Origin of the sequence: Solitalea canadensis DSM 3403 (assembly GCF_000242635.2) — a bacterium.
In the GTDB taxonomy this organism is placed as follows: domain Bacteria; phylum Bacteroidota; class Bacteroidia; order Sphingobacteriales; family Sphingobacteriaceae; genus Solitalea; species Solitalea canadensis.
Window position 1 is genome coordinate 2,733,645 of record NC_017770.1, and the last position, 14,733, is coordinate 2,748,377.

Genomic DNA, 14,733 nt, shown 5'->3' on the forward strand with positions numbered 1-14,733 from the left:
AATAATAATAGAATCAGAGAATGTGCCGAAACGAGTTGGCAAACATTCTCCATTAATATTCCTGCGACATCGGGTGGATCATCAATTCATCAATTACAACATGTTTTGGAGCTGTAGCCACATAAGCGATAGCATCTGCAATATCCTGAGGCATCAGCCATGTTTTACCCTCATCGGTACCCGGACCATTTGCGTGAAAATAAGTATCTACCAAGCCTGGATAAATTACACTTACTTTGATGCCATATCGGCGGACTTCCTTACGTAAACCCGAACAGAAAGCATCCTGTGCATATTTACTTGCACAATACAGAGACCCGGTTTCAAACGTGCGTTTTGACACATCTGAAGCAATGGAGATAATATGACCGCTTTTATTGGCTTTCATGTATGGAACTACGGCCTTACTCATTAAAAAAGTGCCTTTAACATTGGTATCCATAACAGTATCCCAATCCGTTGTTTCCAATTGATCGGCAGGCAAGAAAACTCCAATCCCCGCATTGTTTACTAACAAACTGATCTCGTCAAATTCAGCAAGCGTCCTCTCTACAACCATTAGCGCATCAGCCTCTTGCGAAACATCCGCTTTAATTGGCAAGGCACTCAAACCTTCATTAGCCAGTTCATTAGCAAGCACATCTAAATCTGCAGAAGTTCTGCCAACTAATACCACGTTAAACCCTTTACGGGCAAGAGTAAACGCTGTACTGCGTCCAATTCCTCTTGTTGCACCCGTTATTATAGCAGCTTTTTTTGTCATATATTGATAAATAAAATAATCTTTCGATCAGGCGTGAACTTCGGTTTTCTTTACCTCAACTTCACTGCCGGCCGCAACCGTATATTCTTGTCCGTAAACAAACAGCGTTACTGCTTTATCACTTTGATTTTGAATAGTTACACCTGCTTTATGTGCTTTAATCTTTAATAAGGCACCACGGAAACCCACTTTGAATGAAAACGAAGCCCATTTACCCGGAATAAACGGAGCAAAATACATTTGTCCATCTTTCACTCGCATTCCACCAAACCCCTGTACAACAGCCATCCATGTACCGGCCATGCTGGTAGTATGACAACCATCTTCCGTATCATTATTGTAATCGTCGAGGTCTAAGCGTGAAGTACGCAGGTAAAATTCATAGGCACGTTTTTCATCACCTAACTTCGCAGCTAAAATAGCATGCACACATGGCGACAATGACGACTCATGCACGGTACGGGGTTCATAAAAATCAAAATTCCTACGTAATGTTTCGGTATCAAAACGATCTTCAAAGAAGAACAAGCCTTGCAATACATCCGCTTGTTTAATAAAGCATGAACGCAAGATACGGTCCCATGACCATTTTTGATTTAAAGGACGGTCAGACGCAGGGAGATCCTGTACAAGAATCTGCTCTTTGTCCATATAACCATCTTGCTGCAAGAATACACCTAGTTCTTTATCTTCAGGAAAATACATATTATCAATAATATGTTCCCATTTCTCCGCTTCTTTAGGTGTGAAGTTGATTTTTGAAATCAACGCATTGTAAGTATCCGGAGCATGTTCACTTACATATTTCAATGCATACGAAGCATACTCCATACACCATGATGCAATGTAGTTGGTATACCAGTTATTATTAACGTTATTTTCATACTCGTTAGGTCCGGTTACACCTAACATAACATATTTATGACGAGCTTCCGACCAGTTTACACGCTGCGACCAAAAACGAGCAATGCCTGTTAATACTTCTGCACCTGCTTCAGCTAAATAAGCTTCATCACCAGTATACCTAATGTAATCGTAAATTGCATAAGCAATAGCCCCATTACGGTGAATTTCTTCAAAAGTGATTTCCCATTCATTATGGCATTCTTCACCGTTCATGGTTACCATCGGATACAATGCCGCGCCATCTTTAAACCCTAATTTTTCGGCATTTTCAATGGCTCTGTCGAGTTGTTTGTAACGGTATAACAACAAGTTACGCGCTACACGCTGATCGGCAGTAGCAAGATAGAAAGGCACACAATATGCTTCTGTGTCCCAATAAGTACTACCTCCGTATTTTTCTCCGGTGAAACCTTTCGGACCGATATTTAAACGTTCATCCTCGCCTGTATACGTTTGGTTTAATTGAAATATATTAAAACGAATACCTTGCTGAGCTGCAGCATCGCCCTCGATCACAATATCCGATTCGTCCCATTTGGCAACCCAAGCATCAGCCTGTTCTTTCAGTAATTGATCAAACCCTTTTTCAACGGCAACTGCTATTGCTTTTTTGCAGGCAGAAACCAGGTCTGTCGATGAATAATTTAAAGAAGACACATTGGCTGCATACTTGTACAGCACCGTTTCTTCATTTTGTTTACCATTAACAACAACCTCATTAGCTACAAATTTTTCCCGCTCTATAGGTTGAATTGAAGCATTAACAGGAATACTATTTTGTGTAAGATGAAAGTGCATACCTGTACACACTTCAAATCCCGTTTTCTTGGTTTTTAAAGTAATGTAAGCATTGCCTTCACCTGTTTCCTTGCTTATTTGCTCCCAAAACTTCTCATCATAGTTTGCATCCTGATTTTTAATATCACCATCCAAATAAGGAGTGAATTTTACCGTTCCGGAAAAGTTTATTGGTGTGATAGCGTAACGGATAGCACCTAAGTCATCATTTACAATACTGCAAAAACGGAGGGTTGATACTTTTACTTCCTTACCATTTTTCAGTTTTGCATTGAAACTCCTTGCTAAGAATCCTTCGCGCATATTTAATTCACGACGAAAATTGGAGACTTCACAATGCTCCAGATCAAAATTTTCCCCTTCAATTTCAATTTTAATCCCAATCCAATTGGTGGCATTTAATACTTTGGCAAAATATTCCGGATAACCGTTTTTCCACCATCCCACTCTGGTTTTGTCTGGATAATAAACACCTGCAATGTAATTACCCAACATAGTTTCCCCTGTAAAGTCTTCCTCAAAGTTTGCGCGTTGCCCAAATCGGCCGTTACCCAAACTGAAAACACTTTCTGAAATCTTATTATGCTCACGGTGGAAACCGTTCTCAACGATGCTCCACTCGTTCACTTCAAGATACTGTTTCATAACTCTGATTGTTTTGGGTCAGTCGTCTGTATTTTAGATTTTTTATACTATTAACAGAAATTAAATAAAGCTGGCTGTTTTTTAAAATCTTTCCGTCTGTAGTTTTAGTTCTAAAACTGATCGCTGAGCTCCTGCATAATTGGCTGTTTTATATTTTACTAATTTATTTATTAAGATTTTGGCGTGTAAGCACTTAACGATCTTACCTCTTCTAAGGTAATTTCAGCTAAAGATGACACTACGGTATCTGCTTCTGTAAGAACAGCAGGCTGACCGATTCCTACGCAACGCATAGCAGCATTTTTAGCTGCTTCAATACCCGCAATGGCATCTTCAAATACCACACACTCTGTTGCGTTAACATTTAATTCTTTGGCTGCATTCAAGAAAACTTCCGGATCTGGTTTGGCCTTTGTCACTTTATTTCCATCCACAATCGCATCGAAATGTTTATCCATACCGATCTTCATCAAAATGGTCATTGTGTTTTTGCTGGCAGAACCAATGGCCGTTTTTAATCCGGCTTCACGAACCGATTCCACAAATGCCTTAGCGCCGGGCAAAATATCAGCCGGGGTCATCTGTGTAATTAACTCCAAGTACCAGTCATTTTTTTGAGCGGCCATTTTTTCTTTTTCCTCAGAAGTAGCTACATAGTTTCCAAGCGCTAAAATAATTTCTAATGATCTTACTCGGCTTACTCCTTTTAATTGCTCATTCTGGTGTTCAGAAAAATCAAATCCAAGCGAATTGGCCAGGCGTTTCCATGCTTTATAATGATGCACTGCTGTGTCGACGATCACTCCATCAAGATCAAATATGCAGGCGGATAATTTTGTCATATTTTTTTTAGATTTTAGATTTGAGACTTGAGATATGAGATTTGAGACTTGCTTATATAATACGTTATAGGTCTAATATCTCAAATCTGATAGCTCACATCTCTTTTTTAGATTTGAGATTTGAGATATGGGATTTGAGACTCGTTTATATATTATATCTCACATCTGATATCTCACATCTCATTCAATTATTTCCCCAACTCCAACACTAATGTGCTCGTTGCAGGTAGTTTAATTTCTTCTATTTTATTGTGTTGATTACCACTTACCACGTCTTTGGCTGTTGAAAAGCTATTTATGCGATCAGTAAAACGCTTAGTGTTTAGTGTCTGCGGAGTATCATTTGTATTAACGATAACCATCACAGTCTGACTATTTGTATATCGGAAGTAAACGTAAATACCATTCTCTGGTACATATTGCATTAACTTTCCATTCTGTAAAGCATCACTTGTTTTCCGGTAGTTAGCTAATGTTTTGAAAAATGTAAAAGCCTCATTTTCAAAAGCCGTACGACCAGCAGCGGTAAATTTATTTTGTTTATCACCAGGCCAGCCTCCTTGAAAATCTTCACGAACCCATCCATCCGGGTTAGAGAAGTTTTTCATTAAAATTTCAGTACCATAATATACTTGCGGAACACCTCTGGTTGTAAACAATATGGCTAACCCTGATTTATATTTATCAAAGTTTTGCCCTACCATCGAAAAATAACGGCTCATATCATGATTATCCATAAATATCACATTATTTTCAGGATTTTTATAGATAAAATCCTGTGAAAGAACATCATAAAGTCTGTTAACTCCATTGGTCCAACCAAATGATCCATTTAACGTTTCATAGATAGCGTTTTTAAGTGCAACATCCGTTACACCTTTTAGTTTCGTATCAACCTTTTGATTGACGGTGGCTCCTTCTGTGTAAAAAGCCTGACTTACCACGCTGTTTACCAGCGCTTCCCCAAAAATGCTAAATTTTGGATACTCTGCCCGAACAGCTTCCATCCAATTTGCCATAAACTGCAGATCGTTATAGGGAAATGTATCTATTCTGAAACCGTCGAGTCCTGTATATTCGATCCACCAGATATAATTCTGGGTAAGATAGTTTGCCACAAACGGATTACTCTCGTTCATATCTGGCATTGTAGGTACAAACCACCCATCCACCTGTAGTTTCCAATCCATATCATTGCGGTATGGATCCATTGCAGGTTGATCTTTGTAAGTAGTTTGTGTGAATTTAGGCCATTCATGCACCCAACTCTTCATAGGAAGATCATGCATAAACCAAGCTTCACTTCCACAATGATTTGGAACCACATCCTTAATTACTTTTAATCCTTTTTCATGGCATTTTTCTACATATGATTTATACAATTCATTAGTACCGTAACGAGGGTCAATTTTGTAGAAATCAGTTGCAGCGTAACCATGATAAGAGGCACTTTTTTGATCGTTCTCCACCTCTGGAGTCATCCAAATAGCTGTTATTCCAAGGTCTTTCAGGTAATCAAGATTATTGATGACACCTTGCAAATCGCCTCCGTGACGAGTATATAAAGAATCACGGCTAAGAGACATATCTCGCATACCGTTTACCTTGTCATTGCTAACGTCTCCATTGGCAAAGCGATCAGGCATTAAAAGGTAAATAAGATCTTTTGATGTAACTCCCTGGGCTTTTTTACCGTCATTTGCTCGCTGTTTCAACTCATAAGCATAAGTTGTTTTAGCTCCACCAGGAAAACTTAAAATAATATCAAACTTTCCAGGTTTTGCAGCTGCAGTTTCAAAATCGACAAAAAGATAGTTGGGGTTTTCAACTTTGCTTACTTTCTTCAGGGTTAATCCGGGATACTTTGCTGTAACGGTTGCTGAGGCAATATTATCCCCATACAATAAAACCTGAAGTTTGGAATTTTTCATTCCCGACCACCAAAAGGCCGGTTCTACGCGCTTTAGTGGAGCGGTTTGGGCATACGCATTCATTGTCACTCCTGCCAATAGGCACAGGAGTAATCGTTCAAAATACTTCATACTGGCTGTTTATAAAGTGTTAAAAGGACACTAATATATAAATATATTTCAAGCAGTATACGTATTTTATTAAAAATGAAAAAAGAGTAAAAGCTCAAGTAGCTGTAAATGAGTTGATTATTTTTACTATTGGGAGCAAATTTTCTGATATTTTTATTCAGTTCAGGGTTTAAATACCTTTTTTCAATCCACCTAACTTCTTAATAATCAACTATGATTTATTTGTTCAAATTATAGTTCTAAACACATGAGCTCTAGTCCTAAATTATGCAATGCTGTTTCAATTTTTCTCTTTTGTTCTGAACGTGGTTTCTTTAATCCCGATGAATAATGTTGCAATTGTCGTTGATTAATACCTGTTATTTTCTCCAATCCTGCTTTTGTAAATATGCCATTGTAATAATTAAAGAAACTTTCAATGTCCATCTTAAAAATGACTTCATATGGCCCTTTTAATATTTCTGGTACATTTTCAGAATCATTATACTCCTTTAATAATTTAATACCATTCAGGGCAGATTCTTTTGCTTCGGATACAGTGTCTCCCATTCCATATACACCGTCAATATTTTGGGCATAAGCAGAAAAACTATCTGCACTTCTTTCTATAATAACAGTTATTTTTTTCATGTTAAAACGATTAATACAGTATCAGCTTCATTTCTTTTTTAATTTTCATCTCCAATCCTTTACCTACCTCTTTGGAACCATGAAATGGCACAGGGTAATTTCGATCATCTTTTTGATAAATGTAATGGCTGCCTTCGGATCGTATGCAAATCCAACCATTTCGCTTTATTAAGCGATGCAACTCAGATGATTTCATTAGAAAGAACGGATAATACAAAGGTAGTATTTTTACTACTTATTAAAAATATTTTCATACGTAAAGTTTTGTATTAATAGAATTATACAATTCAAAAAATCGTGTAAACTATTTAACTATGATACTGAATAAATGTTACCTGCCTAAAGAATCACCTCATCCCCGGCCCTTCTCCTTAAGGAGAAGGGAGCGCTCGGAATGTAAAATGGAGTTGCTCTGTCTTAATGACCTTCTCTTTAATAAGAGCTGAGTGCTTGGTATGTATAACTTGGGGAAATGGTTACTAACAAAGAAGGCTTTCCGTTTCTGGAAAGCCTTCTTTGTTGTAATCTTGGTATAAATTTAAACGCGACCGTGTACGTCTTTTGCATTTAAATCTTCAAATGCCTGGATTAAACGTTTAACGAAAGTTTCTTCGCCTTTGCGTAACCAAACACGTGGATCATAATATTTTTTGTTAGGAGCGTCTTCACCTGTTGGGTTACCGATCTGTCCTTGTAAGTAATCTTTTTTGTCGTTATAGAAATTCAAGATTCCTTCCCAGAATGCCCATTGCAAATCGGTATCAATGTTCATTTTGATTGCTCCGTAAGAAATTGCTTCACGAATTTCTGCTTGCGATGAACCTGATCCACCATGGAATACAAAGTTAACAGGTTTTTCAGCTGTTAAATTGTGCTTTGCTTTGATGAAATCCTGAGAGTTTTTAAGAATAACCGGAGAAAGCTTAACGTTACCTGGTTTATAAACGCCGTGAACGTTACCAAATGCAGCTGCAATAGTAAAGCGGTGGCTGATTTTGCTTAACTCAGTGTAAGCGAAGTCAACTTCTTCAGGTTGCGTGTATAGTTTAGAACTATCAACATCCGAGTTATCAACACCGTCTTCTTCTCCACCTGTAACACCTAATTCAATCTCTAAAGTCATACCCATTTTGCTCATGCGCTCTAGGTAAGTTTTACAGATTTCAATGTTCTCATGTAATGGCTCTTCAGAAAGATCGATCATGTGCGACGAGAACAATGGTTTGCCATGTTGAGCATAGAATTTTTCACCTGCAACCAACATGCCATCGATCCAAGGCAATAATTTTTTAGCTGCGTGGTCTGTGTGAAGTATTACAGATACACCGTACATTTCAGCTAACAAGTGAACATGCTGAGCTGCAGAAACGGCTCCTGCAACACAAGCTTGCAAATTGTCGTTATTTAGTGATTTACCGGCATAAAATTGAGCTCCACCGTTTGAAAGCTGAATAATAACTGGAGAATTTACAGCTTTAGCAGCTTCCATTACACCATTAATAGTATCAGTTCCGATAGTGTTCACTGCAGGTAAAGCAAACTGATGTTGTTTTGCTAATTCAAATAATTCCTGAACCGCATCACCATGTAAAACGCCTTTTGCAATAGCGGTCTGTGTCTGGTTTGACATACGAGAATAGTTTTGTTAATAGAGAATTATAAAAAAATTGAGTTGCTAAATATAGGAATTTAGAAATAAAATATTGTATGATTTTAAACATGCAATTTTTAATTTCACTGATTAACAATGCAATAGGCTTACTATTTTATATCATTTTAATAGTGTATTTTGTACACAAACATCAATTTATAGAAATTAACATGTCATTGAAAAATAGGGCCGAAATGATTTATTAAAAGTGGCTGTTTCTGTATTATATATTTTTGCTATTTTGCAGCCCTTTTTATTAAAATATTTTTTCGCTTTCCGGGCTTTTAAAAGGGTTTTATTAAACAGTATCGATAAATATCGGTTTTACAATTAACGAGAACAAACATATTCCAATACTAATACTAAACTATGAGTTGGTTTAAACGAGCAAAAGAAGGTATTACCACTAAAACCGAAGAAAAGAAGGAAACTCCTGACGGTCTTTGGAACAAATGTCCTTCTTGCAAAAAGGTTTTACATAATTCTGAGCAGATAGAAAACAAATATGTGTGTCACCATTGCGGTTACCATATTCGTATCGGCTCGAAAGAATATTTTGAAGTTTTATTTGATGATAACCAATTTGAGGAACTTTTTTCAAATCTTACTTCCGGCGACCCGCTAAATTTTGTTGACAGTAAAAAATATACTGATCGTATCATAGAAACGATGGCAAAAACGGGATTGAAAGACGCTATTCGTGCCGGACATGGAAAGATTGAAGGTCAGGATTTGGTGATTGCCTGTATGGACTTCGATTTTATTGGGGGATCAATGGGTTCTGTTGTAGGTGAGAAAATTGCCCGTTCAATTGATTACTCCCTAAAAAACAAAATCCCTTTCCTAATGATCTCTAAATCAGGTGGAGCACGTATGATGGAAGCTGCATTTTCATTGATGCAAATGGCTAAAACATCAGCTAAACTTGCTTTGTTAGCAGAAGCTAAAATTCCTTATGTTTCTTTATTAACCGATCCTACAACCGGGGGTGTTACTGCATCTTACGCTATGTTGGGAGATATCAACATCTCTGAACCTGGCGCAATGATCGGCTTTGCAGGACCTCGTGTAATTAAAGAAACCATCAAGAAAGATCTTCCTAAAGGTTTCCAAAGTGCTGAATTTGTATTGGAGCACGGCTTCTTAGACTTTATTGTGGATCGCCGTCAGATGAAAGCTAAAATAGCTTCATTCTTAAGGATGGTGACTAAAAAATAAGATGTTATCAATTGATAAAACAAAAAACGGATGAAGTGATCACTTCATCCGTTTTTTGTTTCTTAAAGAAGTAATAGGGTGATAATTTTATATAAAAGACATAGCGTAAAATTTATCATCCATTAAAACTAAAAACGGATGAAAAATTAATTCCATTCGTTTCTCTAGTTCTTACAAAATGTTATTTACACCGTTACCGGAATAATCTGTTTTAACTTTTCAATCACAAAATCGATTTCTTCTTTCGTGTTATACTTACAGAAAGAGAAACGAACCGATGGACGATTAGGGTTTGTACCAATTGCCGTAAGTACATGTGAACCAATATTTGATCCGGAAGAACAAGCACTTCCTCCTGATGCCGAAATTCCGTTTATATCCAAATTAAACAACATCATATCTCCCATATCCGATTCGGGGAAAGACACATTTAAAACGGTATATAAGCTTTTGGCAGGATCAGTTTCACCATTGAATTGTACATCGGTAAAATTTTGCGTCAATTGATCCTTCATATAGTTTTTCAAACCCTGAACATATTGAGCATGTTCATCCATTTCATGATAGGCAATTTCCAATGCCTTTGCTAAACCTGCAATTCCATAAACGTTCTCAGTGCCACCCCTCATGTTGCGTTCCTGAGCTCCACCGTAAATAAAAGGTTTAATTTTCACATGATAGTTTACATATAAAAAACCAACCCCTTTCGGTCCGTGTAATTTATGCGCAGCGCAAGCTATAAAATGAACTTTCAGTTTACTGAGGTCATGCACGTAATGCCCCATTGTTTGTACGGTATCGCAGTGAAATAAAGCGTTGTATTGCTCGCAAAGATTTCCTACGCGTTCTACATCCAACAGTGTCCCAATTTCATTATTGGCATGCATTAAGGAAACAAAGCTGCGTTCGTTATTCTTTAACAACTCTTCAAGGTGATCATAATCGACAGTACCTTTTGAGTCGATATTAACATAACTTAATTTAATAACACCTTTCTTTTCCAACTCTTCAAGTGTATGCCCAACTGCGTGGTGCTCAATTTTTGAAGTAATTGCGTGAGTAATACCATGGTCGTGGATACCACAACGAATAGCTGTATTATCAGCTTCGGTACCTCCCGAAGTAAAGAAAATTTCTGCCGGTGATGTATTTAGCAACTTTGCCACAGTTTTACGAGCCGTCTCAACAATTGAACGCACCTCGCGGCCGTGAGCATGAATGGAAGAAGGGTTCCCATATTGATTCTCCATTATGCCAAACATCACCGCCAACACCTCTTTATCAATAGGTGTAGTAGCAGCGTTGTCTAAATAAACTCTCATATAAGTTAAATTTGTGATAAGAGATTTGAGATACGAGTTCAACTACATATTCAAATTTCAAATCGATTGGTTTAGGTTTTTCGGTTTAAATTTATTCAAGAAACCAGATAAGTGATTGGGAAATTATCTCAAATCACCTATCTAATATCTCAAATCTATATTATATCATTTCTTTAAAATCAGCTATAATTTTATTAGCCAATGCATCTGCAACTGTTTCAGAATCGCCTTCTGAGTAAATACGAATAATTGGTTCTGTATTAGAGCGACGTAAATGTACCCATTGTTTATCAAACTCAATGCGAACCCCATCGATTGTATTAATAGGTTGTTTATTATATTTCTCCTGAATCTTATCCATCAACGAATCGATATCCATATCGGCCGTTAATGTGATCTTGTTTTTAGAGATATGGTAAGATGGATAAGAATTTCTTAATACAGAAATGCTTTTTCCAAAGTTTGCCAAATGTGTTAAGAATAATGCGATACCTACTAAAGCATCTCTTCCGTAATGCAATTCAGGATAGATAATACCTCCATTACCTTCACCACCAATTACTGCATTAGTGGCTTTCATCATTTCCACTACATTCACTTCTCCCACTGCAGCTGCGCTATATTTACCACCATGACTTTCGGTAACATCCTGCAATGCACGTGTCGACGACAAATTAGAAACAGTATTTCCTTTATTATGTTTCAGAATGTAATCGCCAACAGCAACTAATGTATACTCTTCTCCAAACATACTTCCATCTTCACAAACAAAAACCAAACGGTCAACATCTGGGTCGACAGAGATACCTAAGCTTGCTCCTTTTGCCATTACCTGTTTCGACAATTCGATAAGGTTTTCAGCTAATGGTTCAGGGTTATGAGGGAATTTGCCATCAGGCGTACAGTATAGTTCATGCACTGTGTTAACACCCAAAGCTTTCAATAATCTAGGAACGAAGATTCCGCCAGTGGAATTCACAGCATCTACCACTACACTGAAATTAGCTTTCTTAATTGCTTCAACATCCACTAAAGGCAAAGCCAAAATCATTTCAATATGCTTATCAACATAAGAATTATCGATTTTGTAAGCGCCTAAAGCATCTACATCTGCATAATGAACAGCGCCTTTTTCAGCAATATCCAATACTTCTTGTCCGTCGGCGGCTGAGATAAACTCACCTTTACCGTTCAGTAATTTAAGAGCATTCCATTGTTTTGGATTATGGCTTGCCGTAAGGATAATACCACCTCCGGCATTTTCCATCGGAACCGCTACTTCAACAGTAGGCGTAGTTGAAAGATCCAGATCGACAACATCGATACCTAAACCTTGTAAGGTACCAACCACCAGATTACGAACCATTTCACCAGAGATACGTGCATCCCTGCCAATTACAATTTTCTTATTTCCTGATTTATTTATAACCCATTGGCCAAAAGCCGAGGTGAATTTTACCACATCTAAAGGTGTAAGAGCGTCTCCGGGAGTACCTCCAATGGTACCCCTGATACCTGAAATAGACTTAATAAGTGTCAATGTTGAGTGATTTTAGAATTAACAAAAACAAAATTATAAATTATATCAAAATAGGCAATGAGAATAAAGTCTTTAGCCTTGTATTTGACCTGCATTTTTAACAATAAATGACGGTAAAAAAACTCATATTGGTTTTATATATTTGTTGCTATGCCTGATAAACAACAGAAGTGGTACCAAAACTGGTTCAATTCACCTTATTATCATATACTTTACAACAAACGTGATGAGCGAGAAGCTGAGCATTTAATGGATAATTTATGCGAATATCTGACGCCGTCTACTCAGGAAAGGATGCTTGATGTCGGCTGCGGCAAAGGTCGTCATGCTATTTATCTGAACAAAAAAGGATATGATGTGACAGGGATCGATCTTTCGCAGGAAAATATAAAACATGCTTCTGCTTTTGAAAACGCTAAGCTGCACTTTTATGTGCACGACATGCGAAATTTATTTTTTATCAACTATTTTGACATCGTTTTTAACCTGTTTACCAGCTTTGGTTTCTTCGAAAAAGAACGTGATCATCAGCATGCGATAAACATGTTTGCTCATTCTCTGAAAAAAGACGGCGCGCTTGTGCTCGATTTCATGAATGCTGAAAAACTACAAAATAATTTGGTTTTCCGGGAGACTCAATTAGTCGGACTTATCGAATTTCACATTCAGCGTAAGCTCGAAAACGGTTTTATCGTAAAGAAAATAGACTTCGAAGATAAAGGACGTCATTTTGCTTTCAAAGAAGAAGTAAGAGCACTTATGCCTGATGATTTTAAACGCTTTTTTACCAAAGCCGGATTAGAGATCGAAGCCACTTTTGGTGATTACGATCTGAATGAATTTGACCCTAAAATCTCAGACAGATTAATCTTTGTTTGTAGAAAGAAATAAATAAACCTTCATAATTTTCGCACTAATAATAAATGCTTGAACAATTAAATTCCATTGACCAGAAAATTTTCTTCTTTATCAATAACGACCTTTCCAATCCATTTTTTGATTGGTTAATGCCGTTAATGCGAAATCAATATTTCTGGGCACCTTTATATGCGTTCCTCATCGTATTTTTTATCAAAGAATATAAGCTTAAAGGGCTATACCTCATCTTATTTTTACTGGTTGCTTTTGGCATCGCCGATTTTACAAGCGCGAGTATAATAAAACAGCATTTTCAGCGCCTTCGACCATGTAACGATCCGGCTTTATTGGGTTTAGTTAAGTTAAGAATTGCTCGTTGCGGTTCAGGATTTAGCTTTGTTTCTTCACATGCGGCAAACCATTTTGCTATTGCTCTGTTCTTGATTGGAACTTTCTACCAACGCTGGAAATGGGTGCTGCCTGCAGCTTTAGCCTGGGCTGTCATTATTTGCTTTGCACAAGTATATGTTGGCGTACACTATCCTTTTGATGTTACTTGTGGAGGGTTATTAGGAGCGTTTATCGGCTGGGGAGTTTCACAAATACGAAAAAATATTTTACCCTTAGATGGAGTTAATTAAGAGTCTTATTTTATTTGGAAGTGCATTCCTTGGTGGAATGGCAGTATTTTTTGTGACCAAAAGCAGCACAAAAAACCTGAAACTTATTTTATCGTTTAGTGGTGCTTACCTGTTTGCTATTTGTGCGCTACACTTAATGCCCGAAGTTTATAGCTCGCATAACCCGATGGTTGGTGTGTTTGTTTTAGTAGGATTTGCTTTTCAAATAATTTTAGAGCAGTTTTCGGAAGGAGTTGAACACGGGCATATTCATGTTCATCACCATGAACATGGCGCAGCCTTCCCATTTGGCTTAATGATAAGCTTATGTTTGCATGCATTTCTTGAGGCTTTACCTTTAGCCAGTTCAGAAGCTCAAAATGAGTTATTGTTTGGTATTGCTATTCACCATATTCCAGCGGCCTTTGCATTAGGAAGCATTTTGCTGCAAAGTAACATCAGCAAATCAACCACCATCATGATGCTTGCCTTGTTTGCTTTAATGTCGCCAGCGGGCTTTATTTTAAGCCAGAACTTAGGACCCAATGCATCCGGTGCGTTATCGCAGTATTTTGATTATATCATGGCGATTGTAATCGGTATTTTCCTGCATATCTCAACCACCATCTTGTTTGAAGCAAGTGAAGATCACAAATTCAATCTGTACAAAACAATTGCAATTTTCCTGGGAGCGGGTATTGCTATTACCATCTTCTTCTTGCAAGATAGTCATGGACATGTGCATTAGTCTTGAGTACTGAGTCTTGAGTCTTGAGTCGTGAGTCGTGAGTCGTGAATACTGGGTCTTGAGTCGTTTTGATCTTGAAAAGCTAACAACTAAAAGCTAATGACTCTAAACTCAATTAATAGTTTGGAGTCTTGAGTACTGAGTCTTGAG

General features: G+C 37.4%; 13 protein-coding genes. 4 read left to right on the forward strand and 9 right to left on the reverse strand.

The annotated features are described in order from the left end of the window. Positions 1 to 52: 52 nt before the first annotated feature. The 7 genes from SOLCA_RS11340 to fbaA all read right to left on the reverse strand — a co-directional run bounded on the left by SOLCA_RS11340 (position 53) and on the right by fbaA (position 8,256). On the reverse strand, positions 53 to 763 hold the full coding sequence (locus SOLCA_RS11340) for an SDR family oxidoreductase (RefSeq protein WP_014680588.1): 711 nt from the start codon (positions 761 to 763) through the stop codon (positions 53 to 55). Between the two features lie 27 nt (positions 764 to 790). After that, positions 791 to 3,112 carry a glycoside hydrolase family 65 protein gene (locus SOLCA_RS11345; protein WP_014680589.1) on the reverse strand — a complete coding sequence of 774 codons (2,322 nt, stop codon included), beginning with the start codon at positions 3,110 to 3,112 and terminating at the stop codon, positions 791 to 793. A gap of 170 nt (positions 3,113 to 3,282) precedes the next feature. After that, complete coding sequence (gene pgmB / locus SOLCA_RS11350; protein WP_014680590.1) at positions 3,283 to 3,954, reverse strand: beta-phosphoglucomutase; 672 nt, start codon at positions 3,952 to 3,954, stop codon at positions 3,283 to 3,285. A 188-nt stretch (positions 3,955 to 4,142) separates the two neighbouring features. Further along, on the reverse strand, positions 4,143 to 5,996 hold the full coding sequence (locus SOLCA_RS11355; protein WP_014680591.1) for a glycoside hydrolase family 13 protein: 1,854 nt from the start codon (positions 5,994 to 5,996) through the stop codon (positions 4,143 to 4,145). Between the two features lie 231 nt (positions 5,997 to 6,227). Then, positions 6,228 to 6,626 (reverse strand): hypothetical protein, encoded by a 399-nt coding sequence (locus SOLCA_RS11360; RefSeq protein ID WP_014680592.1) that lies wholly within the window; start codon positions 6,624 to 6,626, stop codon positions 6,228 to 6,230. A 10-nt stretch (positions 6,627 to 6,636) separates the two neighbouring features. Further along, positions 6,637 to 6,822, reverse strand: a complete 186-nt coding sequence (locus SOLCA_RS11365) for a type II toxin-antitoxin system HicA family toxin (protein ID WP_014680593.1) — start codon at positions 6,820 to 6,822, stop codon at positions 6,637 to 6,639. Between the two features lie 342 nt (positions 6,823 to 7,164). After that, a complete protein-coding gene (gene fbaA / locus SOLCA_RS11370; protein ID WP_014680594.1) occupies positions 7,165 to 8,256 on the reverse strand; it encodes a class II fructose-bisphosphate aldolase in 1,092 nt (363 codons plus the stop codon). Positions 8,257 to 8,646: 390 nt separating this feature from the next. Between fbaA and accD the strand changes: the two genes are divergently transcribed. Next, entirely contained in the window at positions 8,647 to 9,495 is an 849-nt protein-coding gene (gene accD / locus SOLCA_RS11375) for an acetyl-CoA carboxylase, carboxyltransferase subunit beta (RefSeq protein ID WP_014680596.1), read from the forward strand. A gap of 185 nt (positions 9,496 to 9,680) precedes the next feature. Here the strand turns inward: accD and SOLCA_RS11380 are convergent, their stop codons facing one another. Further along, the gene (locus SOLCA_RS11380) at positions 9,681 to 10,817 is read right to left on the reverse strand and encodes a cysteine desulfurase family protein (RefSeq protein WP_014680597.1); all 1,137 of its coding nucleotides are present in this window, start codon (positions 10,815 to 10,817) and stop codon (positions 9,681 to 9,683) included. Between the two features lie 160 nt (positions 10,818 to 10,977). Beyond that, complete coding sequence (glmM, locus tag SOLCA_RS11385) at positions 10,978 to 12,357, reverse strand: phosphoglucosamine mutase (RefSeq protein WP_014680598.1); 1,380 nt, start codon at positions 12,355 to 12,357, stop codon at positions 10,978 to 10,980. 150 nt (positions 12,358 to 12,507) lie between these two features. Here glmM and SOLCA_RS11390 point away from each other — a divergent pair, with 150 nt between their 5' ends. The 3 genes from SOLCA_RS11390 to SOLCA_RS11400 are packed head-to-tail and all read left to right on the forward strand — an operon-like array spanning position 12,508 to position 14,583. After that, positions 12,508 to 13,248 (forward strand): class I SAM-dependent methyltransferase, encoded by a 741-nt coding sequence (locus SOLCA_RS11390; protein ID WP_014680599.1) that lies wholly within the window; start codon positions 12,508 to 12,510, stop codon positions 13,246 to 13,248. Positions 13,249 to 13,280: 32 nt separating this feature from the next. Then, the gene (locus SOLCA_RS11395; RefSeq protein WP_014680600.1) at positions 13,281 to 13,856 is read left to right on the forward strand and encodes a phosphatase PAP2 family protein; all 576 of its coding nucleotides are present in this window, start codon (positions 13,281 to 13,283) and stop codon (positions 13,854 to 13,856) included. Beyond that, positions 13,843 to 14,583: a ZIP family metal transporter gene (locus tag SOLCA_RS11400; protein ID WP_014680601.1), complete on the forward strand. Its 741-nt coding sequence runs from the start codon at positions 13,843 to 13,845 to the stop codon at positions 14,581 to 14,583. Before SOLCA_RS11395 ends, SOLCA_RS11400 begins: the two co-directional genes overlap by 14 nt. Positions 14,584 to 14,733: the final 150 nt, after the last annotated feature.